This is a genomic window from Pyxidicoccus sp. M15 (assembly GCF_056858435.1).
Genome location: NZ_CM166495.1, coordinates 6048165 through 6070053, shown reverse-complemented (window position 1 = coordinate 6070053; position 21889 = coordinate 6048165). Strand labels below are relative to the sequence as shown.

The 21889-nt window shown below is 72.2% G+C and carries 18 protein-coding genes; 7 read left to right on the top strand and 11 right to left on the bottom strand.

All coding sequences use genetic code 11. The features are described 5' to 3' along the window. The first annotated feature begins 98 nt into the window (after positions 1-98). Complete coding sequence (locus ACX9TP_RS22790; RefSeq protein WP_482981841.1) at positions 99-1031, top strand: hypothetical protein; 933 nt, start codon at positions 99-101, stop codon at positions 1029-1031. 11 nt (positions 1032-1042) lie between these two features. Here the strand turns inward: ACX9TP_RS22790 and ACX9TP_RS22785 are convergent, their stop codons facing one another. Next, positions 1043-2494 (bottom strand): sigma-54-dependent transcriptional regulator, encoded by a 1452-nt coding sequence (locus ACX9TP_RS22785; protein ID WP_482981840.1) that lies wholly within the window; start codon positions 2492-2494, stop codon positions 1043-1045. Positions 2495-2842: 348 nt separating this feature from the next. On the opposite strand from ACX9TP_RS22785, the gene ACX9TP_RS22780 reads away from it, so the two are divergent. From ACX9TP_RS22780 to ACX9TP_RS22770, 3 genes are read left to right on the top strand one after another with little or no spacing between them, the layout of a single operon-like run. After that, positions 2843-3397 (top strand): serine O-acetyltransferase, encoded by a 555-nt coding sequence (locus ACX9TP_RS22780; protein WP_482981839.1) that lies wholly within the window; start codon positions 2843-2845, stop codon positions 3395-3397. Beyond that, entirely contained in the window at positions 3394-4536 is a 1143-nt protein-coding gene (locus tag ACX9TP_RS22775) for a glycosyltransferase family 4 protein (protein ID WP_482981838.1), read from the top strand. The genes ACX9TP_RS22780 and ACX9TP_RS22775 overlap by 4 nt, the downstream gene beginning before the upstream one ends. Then, positions 4533-5627 carry a WecB/TagA/CpsF family glycosyltransferase gene (locus ACX9TP_RS22770; RefSeq protein WP_482981837.1) on the top strand — a complete coding sequence of 365 codons (1095 nt, stop codon included), beginning with the start codon at positions 4533-4535 and terminating at the stop codon, positions 5625-5627. Before ACX9TP_RS22775 ends, ACX9TP_RS22770 begins: the two co-directional genes overlap by 4 nt. On the opposite strand, the gene ACX9TP_RS22765 is transcribed toward ACX9TP_RS22770, so the two are convergent. The 8 genes from ACX9TP_RS22765 to mutS all read right to left on the bottom strand — a co-directional run bounded on the left by ACX9TP_RS22765 (position 5548) and on the right by mutS (position 15391). Continuing rightward, positions 5548-7071, bottom strand: a complete 1524-nt coding sequence (locus tag ACX9TP_RS22765; RefSeq protein ID WP_482981836.1) for a lipopolysaccharide biosynthesis protein — start codon at positions 7069-7071, stop codon at positions 5548-5550. The genes ACX9TP_RS22770 and ACX9TP_RS22765 overlap by 80 nt on opposite strands. A 55-nt stretch (positions 7072-7126) precedes the next feature. After that, entirely contained in the window at positions 7127-7861 is a 735-nt protein-coding gene (locus ACX9TP_RS22760) for a class I SAM-dependent methyltransferase (RefSeq protein ID WP_482981835.1), read from the bottom strand. Between the two features lie 39 nt (positions 7862-7900). Continuing rightward, complete coding sequence (locus tag ACX9TP_RS22755; protein WP_482981834.1) at positions 7901-9670, bottom strand: N-acetylmuramoyl-L-alanine amidase; 1770 nt, start codon at positions 9668-9670, stop codon at positions 7901-7903. Between the two features lie 84 nt (positions 9671-9754). After that, the gene (locus tag ACX9TP_RS22750) at positions 9755-10519 is read right to left on the bottom strand and encodes a DUF3592 domain-containing protein (RefSeq protein WP_482981833.1); all 765 of its coding nucleotides are present in this window, start codon (positions 10517-10519) and stop codon (positions 9755-9757) included. Positions 10520-10612: 93 nt separating this feature from the next. Beyond that, a complete protein-coding gene (locus ACX9TP_RS22745) occupies positions 10613-11077 on the bottom strand; it encodes an SRPBCC family protein (protein ID WP_482981832.1) in 465 nt (154 codons plus the stop codon). Continuing rightward, a complete protein-coding gene (locus ACX9TP_RS22740) occupies positions 11074-11436 on the bottom strand; it encodes an ArsR/SmtB family transcription factor (protein WP_482981831.1) in 363 nt (120 codons plus the stop codon). The genes ACX9TP_RS22745 and ACX9TP_RS22740 overlap by 4 nt, the downstream gene beginning before the upstream one ends. Before the next feature lie 79 nt (positions 11437-11515). Next, positions 11516-12538, bottom strand: coding sequence for a DUF3616 domain-containing protein (locus ACX9TP_RS22735; protein ID WP_482981830.1), 1023 nt, complete (start codon positions 12536-12538; stop codon positions 11516-11518). A gap of 87 nt (positions 12539-12625) precedes the next feature. Next, on the bottom strand, positions 12626-15391 hold the full coding sequence (mutS, locus tag ACX9TP_RS22730) for a DNA mismatch repair protein MutS (protein ID WP_482981829.1): 2766 nt from the start codon (positions 15389-15391) through the stop codon (positions 12626-12628). Positions 15392-15542: 151 nt separating this feature from the next. Here mutS and nhaA point away from each other — a divergent pair, with 151 nt between their 5' ends. Next, on the top strand, positions 15543-16898 hold the full coding sequence (gene nhaA, locus ACX9TP_RS22725; RefSeq protein WP_482981828.1) for a Na+/H+ antiporter NhaA: 1356 nt from the start codon (positions 15543-15545) through the stop codon (positions 16896-16898). A gap of 23 nt (positions 16899-16921) precedes the next feature. Next, complete coding sequence (locus ACX9TP_RS22720; RefSeq protein ID WP_482981827.1) at positions 16922-18616, top strand: ABC1 kinase family protein; 1695 nt, start codon at positions 16922-16924, stop codon at positions 18614-18616. Between the two features lie 12 nt (positions 18617-18628). On the opposite strand, the gene ACX9TP_RS22715 is transcribed toward ACX9TP_RS22720, so the two are convergent. Together ACX9TP_RS22715 and ACX9TP_RS22710 are read right to left on the bottom strand one after the other, a co-directional pair. Continuing rightward, positions 18629-19093, bottom strand: coding sequence for a DUF2267 domain-containing protein (locus tag ACX9TP_RS22715; RefSeq protein WP_482981826.1), 465 nt, complete (start codon positions 19091-19093; stop codon positions 18629-18631). A 177-nt stretch (positions 19094-19270) separates the two neighbouring features. After that, positions 19271-20584 (bottom strand): amidohydrolase family protein, encoded by a 1314-nt coding sequence (locus tag ACX9TP_RS22710; RefSeq protein WP_482981825.1) that lies wholly within the window; start codon positions 20582-20584, stop codon positions 19271-19273. Positions 20585-20780: 196 nt separating this feature from the next. Between ACX9TP_RS22710 and ACX9TP_RS22705 the strand changes: the two genes are divergently transcribed. Next, on the top strand, positions 20781-21818 hold the full coding sequence (locus ACX9TP_RS22705) for a right-handed parallel beta-helix repeat-containing protein (protein ID WP_482981824.1): 1038 nt from the start codon (positions 20781-20783) through the stop codon (positions 21816-21818). Positions 21819-21889 lie beyond the last annotated feature (71 nt).

Sequence of the window (21889 nt, the reverse complement as noted above, 5' to 3'; positions counted from 1 at the left end):
CTCCGCCATCCCCGAGCGGCCCTCCGTCCGACAGGGCCGGGACACCCCGCCACACGGCCGCGGAGCCTGCTTCCGCTAGGAACGGGAGCGACACCACCATGTTCGCGGTCATCCATCGCAGCGCCACGACTCCCGGCGCCGGACTGCTGTCCGTGGCCGGGCCGCCGCTCGTCACCCGCCAGCTGCAGTGGCTGCGCGGGGCGGGCTTCGACACGGTGGCCATCGACATCGGTTCGAGCGCTCGCGGCGAGGAGCTGCGGAGCCTCGTCTCCCGGCAGGAGACGCTGGCCCGGCACGTGGTCTTCGTCCCCACGGCCTCGCTGTTCCCACCGGGCGTCATCGCGGACTCGGCGGGCCTTCCCGCCCGAGCGCCCTTCCTCGCGCTGCCGGACACCGTCCTGGGCAACGCGGACCTCGCGGCCTTCTTCCGCCGGGCGCCGGACCGGGGCGTGCGCGTGGGCCGGCTGGCGCCGCCGCCGGCCGTGGAGCCCTTCGCGCCGGCCGAGGTGCGCCTGTTCACCGCGGCCACGGGCCCCGTGGAGCAGGAGGACCTGGCCGGCTGGGGCACCCACCTGGAGACGCCGGGCGCCGCCCTGCGGCTGGCCTGCAAGGCGCTGCTGGGGCGGCTGCCGGGGGCGGAGGGGACGTCACGCCTCCTCATCCACGCGGCCGAGCGCACACCGGGCGTCTGGGTGGCGCGCGGCGCCCTCCTCCAGCGTGGCGTGGAGGTGTACCCGCCGGTGCTCATCGGCCCCCAGGCGCTGGTGTGCGGCGGCGCGAGGATCGGCCCGGGCGCCATCATTGGAGCGCGGGCCATCATCGAGCGCGGCTCCATCATCGTGAATGCGGTGGTGGACGAGGAGACGGTGGTGGGCGAGGGACTGGAGGTGCGCGACGCCATCGCCACCCCGGACGGCCTGGCCTCGCTGGATGGCACGGGCCCCGTGCTCCCGCTGGGAAATCCCCTGCTGCTGGCGCGGCGGCGGCTCCTCTCACGCGCGGCGTTGCGCCTGCTGGGGCTTCCCCGGTGACTGACGCCCCGTCAGGAGGGACGCCGGCTGTAGACTGGCTCCGGTGTCACACCAGGCCCCGGCTCCACCTGGATGCGCAGCTCGGCCACGCGGCGGTAGAGCGTGGCCCGGCCCAGCCCGAGCAGCCTGGCCGCCTTGGTGACACTTCCGTTCGTCACCGTGAGGGCCTTGAGGATTTCCCGGCGCTCCAGCTCGCGCAGCGGCACCACCACGTCGGAGGGAGCGGGCGGGTCGCTGGCGACAGCCCTCAAGGGCGGCGGCGCGGCGGGGACGGGCGGCAGCACCAGGACGCGCAGCTCCGGCGGAAGGTCCGCCAGCTCGATGCGCGCGCCGTCACAGGAGAGGATGGCGCGCTGGACGACGTTCTGCAGCTCGCGCACGTTGCCGGGCCAGCGGTGGCACATGAGCGCCTCGCGAGCCTCGTCCGTCACGGTGAGCGACGCGCCGCCGAACTTCTCCATGAAGTGGTCGACGAGCGGCAGGATGTCGGTGGACCGCTCCCGCAGGGCGGGCACCTGCACCGGGTACACCGCCAGCCGGTAGTACAGGTCCTCCCGGAAGCGCCCCGCCTTCACCTCGGCCACCAGGTCCCGGTGGGTGGCCGCGATGATGCGCACATCCACGCGCACCTCCGCGGTGCTGCCCACCCGGCGCAGCGTCCGCTCCTGCAGGATGCGCAGCAGGCGCACCTGGGTGGCGGGGCTCATCTCACCCACCTCGTCCAGGAAGAGCGTCCCCCCCTGGGCCTGCTCGAAGCAGCCGCGGTGCAGCGCCAGCGCGCCGGTGAAGGCGCCGCGCTCGTGGCCGAAGAGCTCGGACTCCAGCAGGAACTCCGAGAAGGCCGCGCAGTTGACCGCCACGAAGGGCCCTCGCGAGCGCGCGCCCTGCTCGTGGATGGCGCGCGCCACCAGCTCCTTGCCCGTCCCCGTCTCGCCGAAGATGCACACCGGCACCTCGGCCTGGAGGATGCGCTCGAGCTGACGCGCCAGCCCCCGCATTGGAGCACTCCGCCCCACGAGGGCCCCGATGAGGCGCTCCGGGCCGACATCCCGCACGCTTCGCGCCGTCCGCCCGCTCACCCGGCGGGCCTTCGCGGCGTTCTGCAGCGTCCGCTCGAGCCGGGCCGGCTCGACGGCCTTGTCGAGGAAGGCGAAGGCCCCCAGCCGGGTGGCGTCCACCGCGGTGTCGAGCTGAAGGTGCCGGGTGAGGACGATGACGGGAAGCGAGGTGTCCCGCGCGCGCAGGTGCCGGAGCACGTCCAGGCCTGACATGTCGTCCAGTCCCAGCTCCAGACACACCGTCAGCCACTCACCGCTGTCCGCCTCCAGCGCCTCGCGCGCGGTGGCGTACTCGTGTACCGCGTAGCCGGCAGCCTCGACCCAGGCCCCCAGGCGGCGCCGGGCCACGGCATCCCCGTCGATAATCACCACGGGGGACTGCCGGTTGATGTCCACGACATTCACGGGTTCGGGTCTCCTGAGACATGGGGCTGCGCTTGACGGGGCTGCCTCCACCCTGTCTGGGGAAAGAGCCGGGAAGCCGCTCACCGATGCAAGCGGGTCCTCAAACACATCCGTTTGCACATACCATTCCCGCACGTCGGGCCGTCCGCGATGGCTGACACATGTGCGCTCGGCCAAAGACTCGATCTCCAGCCAGTCCGCCAAATCCTGACACCGTACAGCGTTGAGACACCCCGGCCGTCTCAATCAGAGACATCCCAATTCGAGACGGCGGTACGTTCATGGACAGCCGGCACACGGCGGCGGTGCGCAAGGCAGTGGTTCCCGCCTTGCAGATGAGCGCCGCCCATGCGCTCGCTCATGGAATCAGTACACGCAGGCCTGGAGCCACTGCGCTCGCTGCGCTCGGACGGGGCTCGCGTGGTGGACGCGGTCAGGGACCGAGGTGCGCGCTACCCCAGGGCCTCGGCGCTGGCGGAGCCGTCCTTGTGGGCGGTGGGCCTGCTCCGGGTGGGCGCGGCGCTCCGGCGGGGACTGGGGACGTCGCTGGGCCTGTCCACGTTGCTGCGCCTGGGCTTCCACATCGACGTGTGGACGGATGACATCGGCCCCGGGCTGAGGCTGCCGCACCCCTTCAACATCGTCATCGGTGACGGGGTGGAGATTGGCCCGGAGTGCACCCTCCTCCACGGCGTCACCGTCCAGCGCGGCGCGGGCACGCGCATCGGCCGCGGGGTGGTGCTGGCCAACGGGACGACGGTGCTGGCCGGCTCGACGGTGGGCGACGGGAGCCTGGTGGGCGCGGCCAGCGTGGTGCGCGGAGCGATTCCGGCGGCCTGCGTGGCGGTGGGGATGCCGGCGCGCGTGGTGAGGGCGTCGCGGCCCGGGGAGGCGGCGCCATGAGGCTGGCCGTCGCGCTGGGGGGAACGGACTGGGGACGCTCGGGCATCGGCAACTATGTGCGGGCGATGCTGCCGCGGCTGGCGCGCGGGCTGGCGCAGACGGGGGGCCGGCTGGTGGCGCTCGGCACGGCCCGGGACTTCGCCGCCTATGCCCCGGAGCTGGAGGGCGTGGAGCGCGCCGCGGCGCCGGACGCCGTCGACAGGCCGGCGCTGAGCGCTTCGTGGTACCTCGCCCGCTGCGGCGCGCACGCTCGCGCGGCGGGCGCGGACGTGCTGCTGCTGCCCGCCGCCAACCGCCGGGTGGCGCTGCGCCCGGGCCTGCCCACGGTGGGCGTGGTGCATGACCTCGCCCAGTTCTCCGTGCCGGGCAAGTACGACCGGCTCCGTACCGCGTACGTGCGCTGGCTGCTGCCGAAGGCGCTGAGGTCCTTCGAGGCCCTGGCCGCCGTCAGTCACGCCACCCGCGGCGACATGGCGAGCTTCCTCTCCTGCGCGCCAGAGCGGATCCACGTCATCCCCAACGGCGTGGACGCGGACCGTTTCGCGCCCGTGGGTGGGGCCCGCTCCGCCGAGGCCCGCGAGCGCCTGGGCCTGACGGCGCCGTACCTGCTGTACCTGGCGCGCCTGGAGCACCCCGGGAAGAACCACCTGCGGCTGCTGCGAGCGTTCGCCGCGTCACCGGTGCGGCAGGGCCATCAGCTGGTGCTGGCCGGCGCGGACTGGGGCGCCGAGGGGCGCATCCGCGAGGAGGTCGGGCGGCTGGGGCTCCAGGAGCGCGTGAGGCTGCTGGGCTACGTGGAGGATGGCCTCATCCCGGGCCTGGTGGCGGGAGCGGAGGCCCTCATCGCGGTGGGGCTGTGCGAGGGCTTCGGCCTGCCGGCGCTGGAAGCCATCGCGGCGGGCAGGCCCGTGCTGGCGGCCCGGGCGGGCGCGCTGCCCGAGGTGGTGGGCGAGCTGGGCGTGCTGTGCGATCCGCTCGACGAGCAGGACATGGCGGCGGCGCTGACGCGGGTGGTGCGGGACGGGCCGCTGGCCGTGCGCGTGCGCCGCGAGGGGCCCGGGCACGCCCGGCAGCGCAGCTGGGACCGCACGGGTGACGACCTGCTGGCCCTGTGCCGCTCCGTGGCGGGTGCGCGATGAAGGCCCCCCTGCCCCGTGCGCCGCTGCGTGACGTGCTGCGCGGGCGCGCCCCGCTGGTGGGCGCCCGCTTCAACGAGGTGCTGCCGCGCGGCTACCTCTCGCCGGTGGAGGCGCGCTGGCTGCTCGGCCTGCCCTACGGCGACCTCGCCGCCGAGGAGGCGCGCTACCTCGCGGGCCGCACCCCCGCCACGGACTTCGGGGTGATGCTGCGCACGTCGGTGGCCCGCGCCCTGGCGCCGCCCGAGAGCGCCGAGCCCGAGGTGCGCCCGTGGATCGTCTCCGCGCGCGTGGACAACCTCACCGTCGAGCAGGCGGTGGAGCAGCTCTTCACGCAGGGGGCGCAGGGCCGGGCGAAGCGGGTGTCCATCGTGCACCCGCACGCGCTGAACCTGGCGGCCTGCGACGAAACGCTCGCGCGGATGCTGGCCGAGGCGGACGTCGTCCTTCCGGACGGCATCGGCATCCGGGTGGGCGCGGCACTGCTCGGGGTGGCCATGCGCCACAACCTCAACGGCACGGACCTCCTGCCGCGGCTGTGCAGGGAGGCGCTGGCGCGCGGGTGGCCCCTGGTGCTGGTGGGCGCGGCCCCCGGGGTGGCGGAGGCCTGCGCGGAGAAGCTGCGCGAGGCCCACCCGGGCCTCCAGTTGCCCATCGTCTCGCATGGCTACCTCTCCGAGGCAGGTTCCCTGACGCTGGCGGAGTCCATCTCGCGGCTGGGGCGCTGCCTGGTGCTGGTGGGCATGGGCAGCCCGCGGCAGGAGCTGTGGTCGCGCGAGTACCTCTCGGGGGCCTCGCAGGCCGTCATCCTCACCGTGGGCGGGCTGTTCGACTTCTACTCGGGGCGGATGCCGCGTGCGCCCATCGCCTGGCGCGAGCTGGGCCTGGAGTGGGCCTACCGCCTTCTCCAGGAACCCCGCCGCATGGCCGGCCGCTACCTCCTCGGCAACCCGCTCTTCCTGCTGCGCATCCTCTGGCAGAAGGCGGTGAGCGCCTGGCGCGGCACCGCCCGCCTCAGGGCGAGGGCGCACACGCCGGTGCGCTCTCAGGCAACGCGGAGCCGCTCCGTGGAGCGGCTGCCACCGCCGCGATGAGCACCTGCCGGCGCCACCAGACGAGGAGCGCCATCCCCGTCCCGAGCAGCGTGACGAGCGCGCAGACGAGCGCGCTCGCCAGCGGGCCCCGGGAGGCGAGCGACGCGAGGCCCCGGCCCACGACGAGCGACACGAGGCCCGCCACACCGACGGGAGCCAGCGTCCAGAGCACCTCCCGGAGCCGCCACTGCACCAGCGTGCGGACCCTGCCCCAGACGAGCCAGGCGATGAGCACATTCCCGCAGACCGTGCCTCCGGCAACGGCCCAGACGCCGAAGTAGCCCACCCCGGCCAGGGACACGGTGACGTTCAGCGCGTGGCCGAGCAACACGGGCGTCGTCAAATCCCACGGCGTCGCTCCGCCCACGTTCAATGTCGCGGACGCGACCTCCTCGGCCGCGGCGATGATGGCCGCCGTCCCCAGGAGGCCCACCGCCAGCACCATGACAGGCGAGTGCGCGAGTGGCCCCACCCACGCCTCCAGCAGGGCCGTTCCATCCAGGGCCAGCGCAATCACCCCGCTCGACACCAGCGCGCCCAGCAGGGCCGTGCCCAGGCGCAGCGCGCCGGGGCGATGCTCGGGGTGTCCGAGGCGATGGAGGAGCCATCCGCTCGTCTGTTTCGCGAACGAATAGATCTGATCCACGGCCCGGGACGCCACCTGATACGCGCCCACCGTGCTCAGGGAGGCGGAGTGGGTCAGGATGAGGACGTCCGCGCGGGTGGCCGCGGCGACCCCCACGTTCAGGGCCAGGGCCGCGGCCCCCTGCCGGAACGCGTCGCGCACCCGGGCCGCGTCCGCCGGCCAGCCGGGGCGCAGGTCGAGCCGTGGGTCGATACGCCTGGCGGCAACCGCGAGGAGCAGGAGCTCCAGCGCGGCTCCAGCGAGCAGCCCCAGCGCCGGACCGAGCAACGAGCGCGTGGTGGACAGCACCGCCGCGGTCAGCCCCACCTGGAGCAGGGCCGCTGCGGCGCGCGCCCAGGCCAGCGGGGTGAAGGCCCCCCGCATCAGCAGGAACGAGCGCAATGGGGCCGCCAGCGAGCCCGCCAGCCCCGCGGCGAGGACGGGAAACGCGGCGCGAGCCACGTCCGCGCGCAGGGCCTCGGACGCGGACGGGAGGTGGAGGAAGAACGCGTAGGCACAGGCGCACAGGCAGGGACAGACGAGCATCACCACCAGCACCGTGAGGCGGATGACCTGGCGCGTGGCGCCGTCATCCGGCCGGGCCGCCGCGCGCTGGACGGCGATGCTGAGGCCGAGGTCCGACAACCCGATGAGGAAGCCCGTCGTTCCCAGGACGCCCCAGGCGCCCAGGCTCTCCGTGCCGAGCACGCGGACCACCAGGGCCACCGTCGCCAGCCCCGTCACGACCTGCGCGGCATGCCGGGCGCACGACGAGAGCAGGTCGGCAATCCTCTTCAGGGGCGAGGCCTCGTGCGCCATGGCCCCTGGCAATGCAGCCCGTATGCCGCTTCACGCCGCGCCCGCCGAGGGAGGCTCAGCTCCGCGACTTCACGGCGCGCACGCCGATGGTCACCTCGTAGTGCGGATCATGCAGGTCCAGGTCGGCGGTTCGCAGCTCCTCCCGCGCCAGGCCGTGCAGCGTCGCAATCGCGGCGCGGATGTTCCCGAAGGACTCCACCTGCACGTTCCCGGTGCCGAAGGACTCCTCGAAGAGCCGGTGGACGGAGCGGGAGGTGAACCGCCAGCAGTCCGGCCATTGGTCCATCGCGCCCCAGTCCACCTTGATGATGCCCGGCACGGTGAGCAGCGCCACGCCTCCAGGCTCGAGGATGCGGTGCAACTGCCGCACGGCGGCCCGGACGTCGAAGACGTACTGCAGCACCTGGGTGAAGATGACGCAGGCGAACGCATCCCCGGGGAGGTCGGCGGCCTGGGTGATGTCACCGACGAAGGTGGCGTCCGGGTTGCCGGGCAGCGCGTGAAGGATGTCGGAGCGGGTGACGCGGCCGGCGCCGAACTGCTTGGTGTAGCGAGCGTCGCCGACTTCCAGGGCACGGCCTTTGACGTCCGCCGCGTGCTTCGCGAGAAAGCGCTCGATGTAGTAGCGGTCTATGGGCTGGCCACGGTCATGGCCCCAGGACGCGCTGATGGGCGTCTCGCGGCTCAGGCTCCCCCAGCGCACCCAGCCCCTGGAGGCTCGGCGCTTCTGGTGGGCCAGCCACTGGTACATGCCCTCGGGCACCACGGCGCGGAAGAGTCGAAGGTTCACGATGCGCTGCCTAGCGCGAATCGTGCCAGCCGCCCGCCCTCAGTCCACCTTCGCCACGCGGCCGCGGTCGTCGAGGAAGGCCTCCACGCCCTGCGAAATCGCCTTCGCCACCTCGGTCTGGAACGCGCCCGAGGCCAGGCGCTCCTCGTCCTCCGGGTTCGACAGGAAGGACGTCTCCACCAGGATGGCCGGCATCTTCACGCCCAGCAGCACGTAGAACAGCGCCTCCTTGTGCCCCAGGTCCTTGATGCCCGTGTACTTGCGCGACAGGCCCGACACCAGGTTGCGCTGCACCTGGTTCGCCAGCCGCGACGACTCCTCGGTGTTCGCCTTCGTCGCCAGGTCCGCGAGGATGAACTGCAAGTCACTGATGCCCTTCTCCGACGACTGGTTCTCCCGCGCCGCCAGCCGGATGGAGTAGCGGTCCGCCGACGTGTTCAGCGTGTACGTCTCCACGCCGCGCAGCTTGCGGCTCGCCGCCGCGTTGCAGTGGACCGAGATGAACAAGTCGCCGTGCTCCGCGTTGGCGAACTTCGCCCGGTCCTCCAGGCGGATGAAGCGGTCATCGTCCCGCGTCAGCACCACCTCCAGGCCCTTCTCGCGCAGCTCCTCCGCCAGCTTCTTCGAGATGGACAGCGCCACGTCCTTCTCGCGCGTCCCCTCCTTGCCGATGGCGCCCGTGTCGTGCCCGCCGTGTCCCGGGTCGATGACCACGCGCCGCACCTTGAGCCCGAGCTGCTCCGCCAGCGTCAGCTCCGCGCCGCGAGACTGCTTGGACACCGCCTTCAGCCGGGCCTGCGCCACCTTCTCGTCCACCGGACGGGTGATGGGCTTCGGCGGCTCGGGCGGCGCGACGACGATGGTGTACGGCGCCTCGGAGTCCTTCGCGTTCCCCTTCGCCTCGGGCTTCTCCGCCGCCGCGACGACGGGGGCCGGCTCGGCGGCCGGCTTCTTCGGCGCGGCGGCCACGGCCACCGGCTCCGCGGCGGCGGACTGCGACTCCAGCTCGTCCGAGGGCTTCTTCGGCACGGCCGTCGCGGCCCGGGCCTCCTTCGCCGCGAGCGCCGCCGCCACCGCTCCGTCCAGCCCCTTCTCCTCGTCTTCATGGGGGGCCGGGGGCGCGCTGGGGTCCAGCCGGGGAATCATCGGCGACGGCTCCCGCGCGAGCTTCTCGATGGCGCCCACCAGCGCGGAGCCCTGGCGCGCGGCCGGCGGGGACACCTGGGCCACCGCGGAGGCGCGCTCCTCGGCGGCGGGGGACGCGGGCTTCGCGGGCGCGGGCCGGCTCGCCGGGGCAGACTTCGCGGGCGCGGGCAGCGTGGCCAGCAGCGCCTTCATGTCCTTCGCCTGGTCTCCCTTGCCATTCCTGGCGAGCGTCTCCGTCAGGACGCGCCGGGCCACATCCGGCTGGTCCAGCCGATTCACGTAGATGCGCGACAGCGCCAGCGCCGAGTCATCCGCGAGCCGGTGCTTCGGGTAGTTCTCGCTGACCTGCTTGTAGTGGGAGATGGCCGCCTTGAGGTCGTCCTCGACGAAGGAGACGCGGCTCAATTCCTGGAGCAGCTCGGCTGCGGTGAAGAGGGCGTCCGGGGCGCGGTCCGACTTCGGGTGGCGCGTGGCGACCGCCTCGAACTTGCGCACCACGTTGAGCCAGTGGTGGCGCAGCTTGCGCCGGGACGCGTCGTCCTTCAGCGCGTAGTAGGAACGCCGGGCGCCCTGGTAGGCCTCCTCGGCCTCATTGCGCTTCGCCGCTCCCACCGCGCCCGGGACGAGCAACAGCAGCACGGGCAGCACGAGAGCGAGGCGCATGGATTCCTCCGGCGGACAAGGAGCTACAGGCGTGTGTCACACGGCCCCATGTCACCGGCAAATTTTCGGCCCCTACCATTCCCGTCAGCGCACCCAGCCCAGCTCCTTCGCCAGGTCCTGGTCGATGACGCGCGCCCAGCCGGGCTGACGGGGCACCACCGCCGCCAGCACCTTCTCCGCGTTGCGCACCGGCGCCCGCCCGGGCCGCACCCGCGCGCGCACCGCGTGCTTCACGTCCTGCCGGAAGTAGTGCGCGGGGAAGGACACCTCGCCCCGCGTCTCCGGGAGCGGCCCGTCCGGCGTCAGCCACACCAGCGCGCCCAGCCGCAGCGGCTCCACCTCCGCGCGCCACAGCCGCCGCACCTCCCACGCGAAGAGGCCCACCGCCACCAGCGCGCCCAGGCCCAGGCCCCAGGGCAAGAGCCCCACCCGCGTGGCCCGGGCCCGCGCGAAGCCCGCCTCGCGCGGACGGTCCGGCACGGCCGGGTCCACCAGCAGCTTCACCTTCGCGCCCCGACCCAGCCCTTCCGCGTACTCGGCATAGGTGCGGACTCCGGAGACGGAGTGCTCCCGGTCCTGGAAGGTGTAGAGCACCTCGAGCGCGCCTTCCGCTCCGTCACGCGCCTCCGGAGGCGGCAGGCGCGTGGCCATGACCAGCCCGTCGATTTCCTCGGCGCGCGCGGCGAAGCCCTGCTCCTCCACGAAGAAGCGCCCGGCCCACGTCGCCCCGGTGCCGAGGAGCGCGATGAAGGCGAGGCCCAGCACCACGCCTCGCACGAGGCGCGTCACCGCGCCGGGCACCTGCGTCAGTCGCACCTTCCGGGGCGCATGGGGAATGGCCAGCTGCATGCGACGGACAGCCTACCCCACCTGCGTGCCGGTCCGTGGGAGCCGTCCGGCGCGTGAGCCGGGGCGCGCCTCACGAGGCATGGGTGTGCCGGCCTACGCGGACTTGCGCAGCTCCTCCGCGAGCGACTCCAGCAACTGCCGCCAGCCCTCATCGCGCCCCTTCGGCCCGTCGCCACCGAAGTAGGCGCCCTGCTCGGTGAAGATGAGCTTCGTGCCACCCTCTGCTGGCATGAACTCCATCGTGGCGAGCGAGGCGGAGAAGCGATTGTCGCCCATCGCCATCGTGTACGCGATGACGATGCGCTCGTTGGGGACGATGTCCTGGATGACGCTGTCGTTGCGGATCTCCGGCCCGTCCTTGAGGCGGAAGCGGCTCTTCTCGAGGCCTCCGACGCGGAAGTCCATGTCGAAGGACAGGACCTCCCAGCCGCCGCCCTCGGCGAACCACCGGCGCTTCGTGGCGGGCGTGGAGAAGGCGGCGAAGACGCGCTGCGGGGAGGCATTCTTGTAGACGCGCTCGATGCTGAAGGTGCTGTGAGTGACGGCTTGCCGGGTCATGGTTCGTCCTTCCTCTTCGTGTCGGGTTCGGGCTCTTCCTGCTCCGCGAGCAGGTCTCCAAGGCGGTCCAGCCGGCGCTCCCACAGCGTGCGCCGCTCCTCCAGCCACCGCTCCGCCGCGCGCAGTCCCTCCGGCTCCAGCCGGCACGTCCGCACGCGGCCCACCTTCTCCGTCCGGATGACGCCGCTCTCCTCGAGCACCTGGAGGTGCTGGACGACCGCCGCCAGCGTCACGCCGAGCGGCCGCGCCAGCTCGCTGACCGAGGCCGGGCCCCGGCTCAGCCGCTCCAGGAGGCCCCTCCGGGTCGGGTCGCCCAGGGCGTGGAACACCCGGTCGATGGACTCGCGATGGTTAAGCATGGACTTTAGTTAAAGGGCGCACGCCCAATAGTCAAGTCCGCGCTTGAGTATTGTCAGGGATGGCGAAGCGGGAGGCGTGTCACTTCGGCTCGGGCGGCAGCCGCACCCAGACGCCGCGGAAGCGCTTGCGCGACGGGTCCTTCAGTCGCTTGCACTCCACGCCGTCGAGCGGAACCGTGCCGTCGTCGCTCAGGAGCAGGACTTCCTCCGCCGTTTCCGGCGTGAAGAAGGCCTCGGGGTTCAGCCCGGTGAGGTCCACCTCCGACACCGGCACGGGCGCATCGTCCCCGCCGCGCCAGGTGAACAGGCGGGAGGTGGCCTCGCTCGCGGTGCCCCCGCTGATGATGAGGTAGCGCCCGCGCCACCACGACAGCGAGCGGATGCCCAGGCCGCCCAGGTCCAGGAGCCGCGGCTCGCCCAGGCGGGCCCGCGCCCCCTCGCGCACCACCTCCGTGGGATTCAGGAGCGGTACCACCAGCGCCCGGCCCTGAGGCACGGGGCTGCGAAAGCCGATGAGGAGCGAGGTGCCATCCGCCATCGCCGTCAGGCCCTCGATGTTCAGCCCGCCCGGCGACTTCGGCGGCAGCCCCTCGGCCTGAGTGAGCGCGAAGGGGGCCATGCGCGGGTCCGCGAGCAGGTCATCCAGCAGGTGCGCGTAGGGATGCCCCACCACCTTCGGCCCCGCGTCCGTCTCCTCCGTGGCGAAGAAGCGCAGGCGGCTTTCCTGCTTCTTGCCGGAGCTGTTCCGGCCATGCGACGTGAGCCAGAAGGACAGCGAGCCCAGCCCCGTCGCCGCCTCGATGTCCGCCTCCGGGGGCTTCTTCTTCGCGGGCAGCTCCAGGTCCGGGGACAGGTCCACGCTCTGCACCGCGGCGCCGCCGCGCCGGGCGTCGTAGACGCGGAGGATGTTGTCCTCGTCGTCTCCCACCACGAACTTGTCCCCCCCGAGCGCCACCGCGCCCGAGGCATCACACATCCCCTCGAAGACGATGGGCGCTCGCCCATCCGACGAAGCCAGGGCGGCAACGGGCTGCTGCTCGGACGCGCCGCGGGCGGCGCAGCCCGTGGCCAGGACTCCCACACAGATGAAAACCAGCCTCATGGCCCTCTTCTTTCGCATGAAGAGGGCGCCTGGGGAGTGGCGGTAGACGCTCTGTAATCCAACCGACAGCCGGGAGCCGGGCTCCGGCTACTCCAGCTCCCGCTGCAGCCGCGCCAGGAGGTTCAGCGCGTCCAGCGGCGTCATCCGGTCGACGGAGATGGCCTTCAGCGTGTCCAGCGCCTTCTGGTGCGCGGGCGGGAGCGCCGGGGCCGACGGCTGGAGCACGGGCGCCGGCTCCGCCACGAACAGCCCGAGCTGCCCCGCCGAGCTGCCCTTCTTTCCCGACTGCCGCACCGCCACGCGGGGCCGGCCCGCGTCGTCCAGCTCGCCCGACTCCAGGTTCTGCAGGAGCTCCCGCGCCCGGGACACCACCTCCGGAGGGAGGCCGGCCAGCTTCGCCACTTCGATGCCGTACGAGCGACTGGCCCCGCCCGGCACCAGCTTGCGCAGGAAGATGACCTTGCCGCCCTGCTCCTTCACGGCGATGCACAGGTTCTTCACCCGGGGACGCTCGCGGGCCAGGTCCACCAGCTCGTGGTAGTGCGTGGCGAACAGCGCCCGCGCGCCCACCGTGTCGTGCAGGTGCTCCGCCACCGCCCAGGCGATGGAGAGCCCGTCGAAGGTGGACGTGCCGCGGCCAATCTCGTCCAGGATGATGAGGCTCTTGCGCGTGGCGTGGTGGAGGATGTGGCTCGTCTCCGTCATCTCCACCATGAAGGTGGACTGCCCGCGCGCCAGGTTGTCCGCCGCGCCCACGCGCGTGAAGATCCTGTCGCACAGGCCGATGCGCGCCGCCTTCGCCGGGACGAACGAGCCCGCCTGCGCCATCAGCGCCGTCAGCGCCACCTGCCGCATCACCGTGCTCTTGCCCGCCATGTTGGGGCCGGTGATGACGAGCAGCTGCGCGTCCTCCGGGTCCATCCGCACGTCGTTGGGGACGAAGGACTCGCCCGCCCCCAGCATGCGCTCCACCACCGGGTGCCGGCCGGCGGTAATCTGCAGCACCTCCGATGCGTCCACCTCCGGCCGCGTGTAGCCGTACTCCGCCGCGCAGCGCGCGAAGGACAGGAGCGCGTCACACGCCGCCACCGCCTCCGCCGCCGAGCGGATGCGCGGCGCCTCCGCCACGACTTTCGCCCGCAGCTCCTCGAAGAGCTGCAGCTCCAGCACGCACCGCTTCTCCTCCGCGGTGAGCACCTGCTCTTCGTACTCCTTCAGCTCCGGGGTGACGAAGCGCTCCGCCCCCACCGTCGTCTGCTTGCGGATGTAGTCCGAGGGCACGAGGTGCAGGTTCGACTTCGTCACCTCCAGGTAGTACCCGAAGACCTTGTTGTAGCGGACCTTCAGCGAGGAGATGCCCGTGCGCTCCTTCTCCCGCTGCTCCACCTGCAGGAGCACGTCCTTGCCGGACGTGGAGAGCGCCACCAGCCGGTCCAGCTCCGCGTGAAAGCCGGCGCGAATCATCCCGCCTTCCTTCAGCGTCACCGGCGGCTCGTCCGCCACCGCGCGCCCCAGGAGCTCCGCCAGCTCCGGCAGCGCCGTCAACGGCCCGGACAGCGACTGGAGCAGCGCGGACTGGCACCGCGCCAGCGCCGTCCCCAGCCGGGGCAGCCCCGCCAGCGACACGCCCAGCGCGCGCAAATCACGGGCGTTGCCCGCCCCCAGCGACAGCCGGCCGCACAGCCGCTCCAGGTCGCCCACCTCCTTGAGGATGGTGGCCAGCTCCTCGCGCCACACGCTGCGCCCGGACAGCTCCTCCACGGAGTCCAGCCGCGCGTGGATCTCCGGCAGCGAGCCCAGCGGCGACGCCAGCCACCGCGCCAGCTTGCGCGCGCCCAGGCTCGTCACCGTCCTGTCCAGCACGCCCAGCAGCGAGCCCTTGCGCCCGCCGTCCCGCAGGGAGCGCAGCACCTCCAGGTTGGCCCGGGAGGACTCGTCCATCAGGAGATTGCCGGCGCGCTCCTGGCGACTCAGCCGGTCCACGTGCGCCGCGGCCGTCTTCTGCGTGTCCTTGAGGTAGCGCAGCGCCGCGCCCGCCGCCCCGGTGGCCAGGGGCGAGTCGTCCAGCCCGAAGGCGGACAGCGACTGCACGGAGAAGTGGCTCCGCAGGTAGCCCGCGGCCCGCGTCGGCTCGAAGCCCGCGGGCTCCCCCTCCGCCACCGCCGGCGTGCGCGACAGCCGGCCGCACAGCTGGGCCACCTCCGGCGAGCTGCGCTGCCCCGCGGGCACCAGCAGCTCCCGGGGCTCCACGCGCGACAGCGCCTCCGCCAGCTCCGCGGACGTGGCCGCCTCCAGCGCCATGAACTCGCCGGTGGACGCCTCCAGCAGCGCCGCGCCCCAGCCCCGCTCGCCCCAGCACACGGCCGCCAGGAAGTTGCTGGCCTGGGGCTCCAGCACCTCGTCGTCCAGCACCATGCCGGGCGTAATCACCCGGGTGACGTCCCGCCGGACGAGGCCAGGGCCGCTGCCGGCCTCCTCCACCTGCTCGCAGATGGCGACCTTCAGGCCTTCGTTGATGAGCCGGGCGATGTAGCGGCGCGCCGAGTGGTACGGCACCCCGCACATGGGCACCTTGTCCGCGCCCTTGGCCCTGGCGGTGAGGGTGATCTGCAGGAGCTCCGAGGCGCGCACCGCGTCCTCGAAGAACATCTCGTAGAAGTCCCCCAGCCGGAAGAACAGCACCGAGTCCGGGTGGAGGGCCTTCAGCTCCAGGTACTGCCGCATCATCGGTGTCAGGGAGGCGATCTCCCGCGCGCCCGCTCCCTCGCCCGCCCCCTGGCCGACGTCTGGAGTCACGTCCCCGGGGAGGTCCACCGCTGCCTTCACTGCCTTCGCCTGCTGCGTCACGGCCATCCCTTCCCTTCTCTCATGACCCGACCTGCGGATCAATCAACCCGCCACCCTACCTGCCGCGTTCCTTTATCATCCGCCGCCGACATTCGCCGGGGCCCTCCGGCCGAAAACGGGTGCGCCCGTCCGCCCGGGCGTGCATGGTGCCCACGCCATGGAAACGCCTCCGACGACACCTCCACCGCGCGCCTCGCCACCGCCCCCCGTCCCGGCCCTCTTCCGCGCCGCCCTGTTCCCCCTCCAGGCCTTCTTCCGGCTGGAGGCCAGCAGCGGCATCCTCCTGGCCCTGTGCGCCGTGGCCGCCATGGTGTGGGCCAACTCCCCCTGGGCCGGCACCTACAGCGCCCTGTTCGACGCCCACCTGGAGCTGGGCCTGGACGGTATGCGGGCGGGCTTCAGCTTCCGTGAGTTCGTCAACGACGGGCTGATGACGCTGTTCTTCTTCGTGGTGGGCATGGAGATCAAGCGCGAGCTGACCTCCGGCGAGCTGCGCACCTTCTCCCGCGCGCTGCTGCCGCTCATCGCCGCGCTGGGCGGCATGGTGGTGCCCGCGGCCCTCTATGTCGCCTTCAACCACGGCACCCCGGCCATGGCCGGCTGGGCCATTCCCATGGCCACGGACATCGCCTTCGCCATCGGCTGCCTCACGCTGGTGAAGGCCCGGGTGGGCCACGGGCTGGTGGTGTTCCTCACCGCGCTGGCCATCTTCGACGACATCGGCGGCATCCTCGTCATCGCCCTCTTCTATGGCACCGGGCTGCACGTGGAGTGGCTGCTCGTGAGCGCGGGCGTGCTGGCCGTGCTGCTCGTGCTCAACCGCTTCTACGTGCGCAGCGGCATGGTGTACCTGCTGGCGGGGGCGGCGCTCTGGTACGCCATGCACCACGCGGGCATCCACGCCACGCTGTCGGGGGTGGCGCTGGGGCTGTTCATCCCCGCGCTCCCCACCCGCAGCGGCAAGGAGGTGCTGGAGGAGCTGGCCGGCTTCGCGTCCCAGTGCGTCCGGGAGGTGGGCGACGAGCAGGTGCGCGGCGCGCAGATTCTCTACATCGAGGAGCGGCTGGAGGACCTGGAGCCGCCCCTCAACCGCTTCGTGCACCTGTGGCACCCGTACGTGGCCTACGGCATCGTCCCGCTGTTCGCGCTGGCCAACTCGGGCATCTCCCTGGCGGGCATGGGCTGGGGGGACCTGCTGAAGCCCCTGCCGCTGGGCATCATCGTCGGCCTCTTCGTCGGCAAGCAGCTGGGCATCTTCGCCTTCACGTGGGCGGCGGTGAAGGCGCGGGTGTCCGCCATGCCCGGGGGCGCGGGCGTGGGGCAGGTGTACGGCGTGGCGGTGGTGGCGGGCATCGGCTTCACCGTGGCGCTCTTCGTGGCGGGGCTGGCCTTCGCCCAGGAGCCGGAGCTCCTGAGGGAGGCCAAGCTGGGCATCCTGGTGGGCTCGCTCCTGGCCGCGGTGGTGGGCTACGTGCTCCTGCGGTTCGTGGCGAAGCCGGTGGCCCCGGCGTAACGTAGGGACAAAGGGCGGCGTACGTGATTTTCCAGGACCTCAACCGCGTTCGGCAGATCTCCGTCATCGCGGCGCGCCATGGCTTTGGCGAGCTGGCCGAGCGCGCCGGCCTGTGGCGCATGTTGGGGCGCAAGGAGAAGGTGGAGGTCTCCCCGGAGACGCAGCGCGCGTCCACCGCCCGGCGCTTCCGCATGCTGCTGAGCGACCTGGGCCCCACCTTCATCAAGCTGGGCCAGGTGCTCTCCACCCGCGCGGACCTGCTGCCCGCGGAGTTCATCGACGAGCTGTCGCTCCTCCAGGACCACGTGGTCCCCATCCCCCTGGAGCAGGTGCACGCGCAGATTCGCGACTCGCTGGGCAAGGAGGTGCAGGAGCTGTTCGCGCAGATAGACCCGACGCCGCTGGCGGCCGCGTCCATCGCCCAGGTGCACCGGGCCGTCACGCTGGAGGGCGACGAGGTGGTGGTGAAGGTGCAGCGGCCGGGCATCGCCGCGAGCATCGACTCGGACCTGGGGGTGCTGCGCAGCCTGGCGCGCCTCCTGGAGGCCGTGGTGGAGGAGACGGGCGTCTACACGCCCACCGGCATCGTCGACGAGTTCGACCGGGCCATCCACGAGGAGCTGGACTTCCTCAACGAGGCCGACAACGTCCGCGCCTTCCTGGAGACCCACCGCGAGCGGGCGTACCTCAAGATTCCGCGCGTCTACTCCGGACTGTCCAGCCGCACGGTGCTGACGCTGGAGTTCATCCGCGGGGTGAAGATCAACCAGGCACAGCTTCCCGAGGAGGACCGGAAGGTCATCGCGAAGAACATCCTGGAGGCGAGCTTCCGCCAGCTCTTCACGGACGGCCTGTTCCACGGAGACCCGCACCCGGGAAACATCCTCCTGTTGGAGGGCAACCGGCTGGCGCTGCTGGACTTCGGCGTGGTGGGGCGGCTGACGCGGCCCATGCAGGAGACGCTGGTGATGCTGTGCCTGTCGGTGGCGCTGAAGGACAGCGACTCGGTGGCGCGCATCCTGTACCGGGTGGGCGTGCCGGACGCGCGCGCCAACCTGGTGGGCTTCCGCAACGACATCGACGCGATTCTCGGCCAGCACCTCGCCACCACGCTGGGGCAGGTGGACACGCGCTCGCTGCTGCGGGATTTGCTCGACCTCGCGGTGAAGTACCGCATCCGGATTCCGAAGGAGTACGCGCTGCTCAGCCGCGCGTCCGTCTCCACGGAGGGCATGCTGCGCAGCCTCTACCCGGAGATGAACATCATCGAGGTGGCGCTGCCGTACGCGAAGGAATTGCTCGCGGGGCGGTATGACCCGTCGCAGCTGCAGGGCGGGCTGATGCGGACGCTCCTGCGCTTCCAGTCCATGGCGGCGGACCTGCCCACGCAGCTGTCGCAGATTCTGTTGGACATGGAGTCCGGCAAGTTCACCGTCACGGTGCGCGCGGACCAGTTCGAGAAGCTGAACGAGAACATCCGCAGCGCGGCGGTGATTGCCTTCCTGGGCCTGTGCGCGTGCGGCTTCATCGTGGGCGCGTTCATCGCCTTCGCGCCCAAGCCGTGGATGTACGGCAACGTGCCGGTGCTGGGCGTGGTGGGCATCGCCTTCGCGGCGGCGCTGTTCGGCGCCGTCTTCACCTGGTACCTCTTCGGCGGGCGGGGGCTGGGCAAGGTGCGCCTGAGCCGCTTCCTGAAGAAGCAGCCGAAGCGCAGGTAGCCCCCGCCGCGTCTACACCGGGCGGCGGAACAGGTCCGCGAGGTCCGCGGGGAGCTGCGAGGCCACGGCGGCCACCTCGTCCTCGGGGATGCGGTCCCGGATGGCGGTGAAGACGGCCGTCACGACGCGGAAGGACTGGTCCACGGGGATGCGCAGGTGGTCCGCCACGTCGCCGAGGAACTCGTCGCGGCCCATGCGCTTCGCGTGGGACGGGCCCCGGTGGATGGAGCAGGCGCCGAGCATGCGGCCGATGCCTCCGGGCAGCGCGCGCAGCAGCTTCACGTCCTCGCCGTCGGACAGGCGGCGTGCGAGGGTGCAGAGCACGGCCTCGGCCGCCTTGCGCGCCTCCACCTTGTTCACCCGCAGCTCCTGGCTGTTCTGCAGCTCGTCCAGGAAGGGCTGAAGCTCCGTGGATTCGTCCCGCTCCTTCACCGGCTCCGCGGATACGTCGCGAGGGGGTTGGGTGTGCTGCGCCATGGGGTCGTCTCCTTGCTCGCGGTGGCTGCCATGCTGCTACCACCCGACCCACGTCACGGTGGCCACGCCACGCGCGGGCATCAGCGGAACGAAGTCGGCACCTCCCGCCGCGAGCCCCGGGGCGGGAGCCCGCCGGGACGCCCGCCGTCAGCGCGTCGCCAGGCCGTCCCTTCGTGGCTACCGGCCCTGTCCGACGGGAGCCACCGGCACGGCCCTCACCAGCTCATCGCGGACCACCACCCCGCCCTTCATGACGAACCGCACGCGCTGGAGCTCGGTGACGTCCGCCAGCGGCTCTCCCGTGACGGCGATGAGGTCTCCATAGCGCCCCGCCTCCAGCGAGCCCACGTGCGCCTGGAGGCCCAGCAGCTCCGCCGCCCGCGAGGTGGACGCACGCAGCGCCTCCAGCGGTGGCAGGCCTGCCCGGTTGAGGGCCACCGGCTCCATGGCATTGCGCCCCTGCTGCCAGGCGGTGGACGCGTCGAAGCCGCTGGCGAGCTTCACGCCGAGCTGCTGCGCGAGCGCCACCGTCTTCCGGGCCGACGCCAGGCGTGCCTCGAAGCGGCTGCGCGTCGCCGCGTCCGGGGCGCGCTCCACCAGGGCCTCGAGGATGCCGACGGTGGGCACCAGGAAGGCCCCCTTCTGACGGATGAGCTCCAGGGCGGCGCGGTCCGCGTTGTGGCCATGCTCGATGGAGTCCGCGCCCGCCGTGAGCGCGTTGCGGATGCCCTCGGGCGTCATCGCGTGGACGGCCACCTTGCGCTTCTGCTTGTGCGCCTCGTCGATGATGACGCGCAGCTCCTCCACGGTGAGCGTGGGCGTGGCCCAGTCCGCGTAGATTTTCAGCAGATCCGCGCCCTGCCCCAGTTGCTCGCGCGCGGCGCGCCGCGCCTCCTCCACCCCGCTGACGAACTGCGCGCCCGTGGGCAGGTCCTTCACGTCGGGCGAGGTGCCGAACGGGTGGTACGCCCCCACCGCCGCGATGCCCTTCGTGGCCACCAGCATGCGCGGCCCCTCCACCAGCCCCTGGCGGATGGCGTCGCGCAGGGCCACGTCGGCGAAGCCGCTGCCCTCGTTCTCCACGTCGCGCACGGTGGTGAAGCCGGCGCGCAGCGTGGCCCGCGCATTGGCCGCACCCTCCAGCGCCCGGGTGGCCTGGGACTTGGTGAGCAGGGACAGCTCGTAGCTGTTGGGCGTCTCCGCCTCTCGTGCCATCAGGTGCGTGTGACAGTCGATGAGCCCTGGCAGCACCGTGGCCGCCCCCAGGTCCACCACCTCGGTGCCTTCGGGGATTTGCAGCCCGGGGCCGGCCTTCACGATGCGCTCACCCTCGATGAGGATGACCGGCTGGGCCACGTACTTCCCGCTCTTCACGTCGAGCAGCCGCGCGGCGCGCACAGCCACGCGGCGGGGCGCCTCGGCGGGCTGGGCCGAGGCCACGGCCCCGATGGCGACGGTGAGCAGGGACAACGCACGGGCAAGCCGCTTCACGGTACCTCCGAAGGGAATCACGACGCGGCGGAGCGTAGCGCGTGGCGCGTTCAGGATGCGACACCCACCCTCAGAACCCTGAGGGTTCAATGCCGCGCGCCTCAGATCTCCGAGGAGCCCATCCGCTTCGGATTCGGGTAACACTTCGCGGTGCGCAGGGGCCTGCGGTCTCGTGACTCCAAATGGGAGGGGAACCATGTCCTGGAAGCACCCTGGCTCACTCACGCTGCTCACGCTCTGCCTGGCCGCCTGCGGAAGCCCCGCGGGTAACGAGTCTCTCGACGCCGAGGGCACGGCGCTCGGCACACCCGACGTGCAGCAGCCCGCGGAAGCGGCCCCAGCGCAGCAGCCTGCCGGAGCACCCCCACCGCAGCCCGAGCCCCGCGCGCCGCGAACCCTCGTGGTGCCCGGGCACCACGACACCATCCAGGCCGCCATCGACGCCGCGCGGCCCGGGGACACGGTGCTCGTCACGCCGGGCGTCTACACCGAGCACGTCCGCCTCAAGAGCGGCATCCGGCTCACCGGCGCGGGCGCCCCCCTCACCTTCTGGGACGGCCAGGGCCAGCCCTTCAACCTCATCGACTACTCCGGCGCCAGCGACGTGGAGATCTCCGGCTTCACGTTCCGGAATGTGGGCTCCACCACGTGGTGCACGATGACGTCCGAGCTGGACCGCTGGTGCGGCGGCAACTGGTACGCCTCCGCCATCTACGCGGACGGGCATGACGCGAAGACGTCCGCGCTCGTGACGAACAACATCTTCGAGGGCAACGGTACCGGCGTGCTGCTCTACTTCCACGCGCTCGCGGACGTGCGCCGCAACCTCTTCTGGCGCAACGACTACGCGCTCGCCTTCAACCACTTCAACAACGTGGCCGTCGTGGAGGAGAACATCTTCTGGAAGAACACCTCGCTCGCCCTCGGCGTGCAGGCGGGCTACGTGGACATCCGGCGCAACGTCATCGCCGGCTCGGCCGTGGGCCTGAGCCACATGTACGTGCAGACGGGTGACATCCGCTGCAACGTCTTCTTCCAGAATGACCAGCACGTCGTGGAGACGCACGCCGTCCCGCCGCGCGTCGTCCTGGGGGAGAACGGCAACGTGGTGCTGGAGCCGCTGTTCCAGGATGCCGACGCGGGCGACTTCCGCCTCCAGCCCGGCTCGCCGCTGAAGCGCGAGGACTGCCTGGGCGGCGTCACCTTCGAGGGCCTGGGGCGCGTGGCGCCCTGAAACGACGAAGCCGCCAGCCCCACCCGGTAGGACTGGCGGCGTGCGTGGAACGGAAGCTCTGTTCCGCCCGC

Coding starts and splice junctions, on each gene's coding strand:
- ACX9TP_RS22790 (WP_482981841.1), top strand. CDS start 99: ATGTTCGCGGTCATCCATCGCAGCGCCACGACTCCCGGCGCCGGACTG.
- ACX9TP_RS22780 (WP_482981839.1), top strand. CDS start 2,843: ATGCGCTCGCTCATGGAATCAGTACACGCAGGCCTGGAGCCACTGCGC.
- ACX9TP_RS22775 (WP_482981838.1), top strand. CDS start 3,394: ATGAGGCTGGCCGTCGCGCTGGGGGGAACGGACTGGGGACGCTCGGGC.
- ACX9TP_RS22770 (WP_482981837.1), top strand. CDS start 4,533: ATGAAGGCCCCCCTGCCCCGTGCGCCGCTGCGTGACGTGCTGCGCGGG.
- ACX9TP_RS22765 (WP_482981836.1), bottom strand. CDS start 7,071: ATGGCGCACGAGGCCTCGCCCCTGAAGAGGATTGCCGACCTGCTCTCG.
- ACX9TP_RS22755 (WP_482981834.1), bottom strand. CDS start 9,670: ATGCGCCTCGCTCTCGTGCTGCCCGTGCTGCTGTTGCTCGTCCCGGGC.
- ACX9TP_RS22750 (WP_482981833.1), bottom strand. CDS start 10,519: ATGCAGCTGGCCATTCCCCATGCGCCCCGGAAGGTGCGACTGACGCAG.
- ACX9TP_RS22745 (WP_482981832.1), bottom strand. CDS start 11,077: ATGACCCGGCAAGCCGTCACTCACAGCACCTTCAGCATCGAGCGCGTC.
- ACX9TP_RS22740 (WP_482981831.1), bottom strand. CDS start 11,436: ATGCTTAACCATCGCGAGTCCATCGACCGGGTGTTCCACGCCCTGGGC.
- ACX9TP_RS22735 (WP_482981830.1), bottom strand. CDS start 12,538: ATGAGGCTGGTTTTCATCTGTGTGGGAGTCCTGGCCACGGGCTGCGCC.
- mutS (WP_482981829.1), bottom strand. CDS start 15,391: ATGGCCGTGACGCAGCAGGCGAAGGCAGTGAAGGCAGCGGTGGACCTC.
- nhaA (WP_482981828.1), top strand. CDS start 15,543: ATGGAAACGCCTCCGACGACACCTCCACCGCGCGCCTCGCCACCGCCC.
- ACX9TP_RS22715 (WP_482981826.1), bottom strand. CDS start 19,093: ATGGCGCAGCACACCCAACCCCCTCGCGACGTATCCGCGGAGCCGGTG.
- ACX9TP_RS22705 (WP_482981824.1), top strand. CDS start 20,781: ATGTCCTGGAAGCACCCTGGCTCACTCACGCTGCTCACGCTCTGCCTG.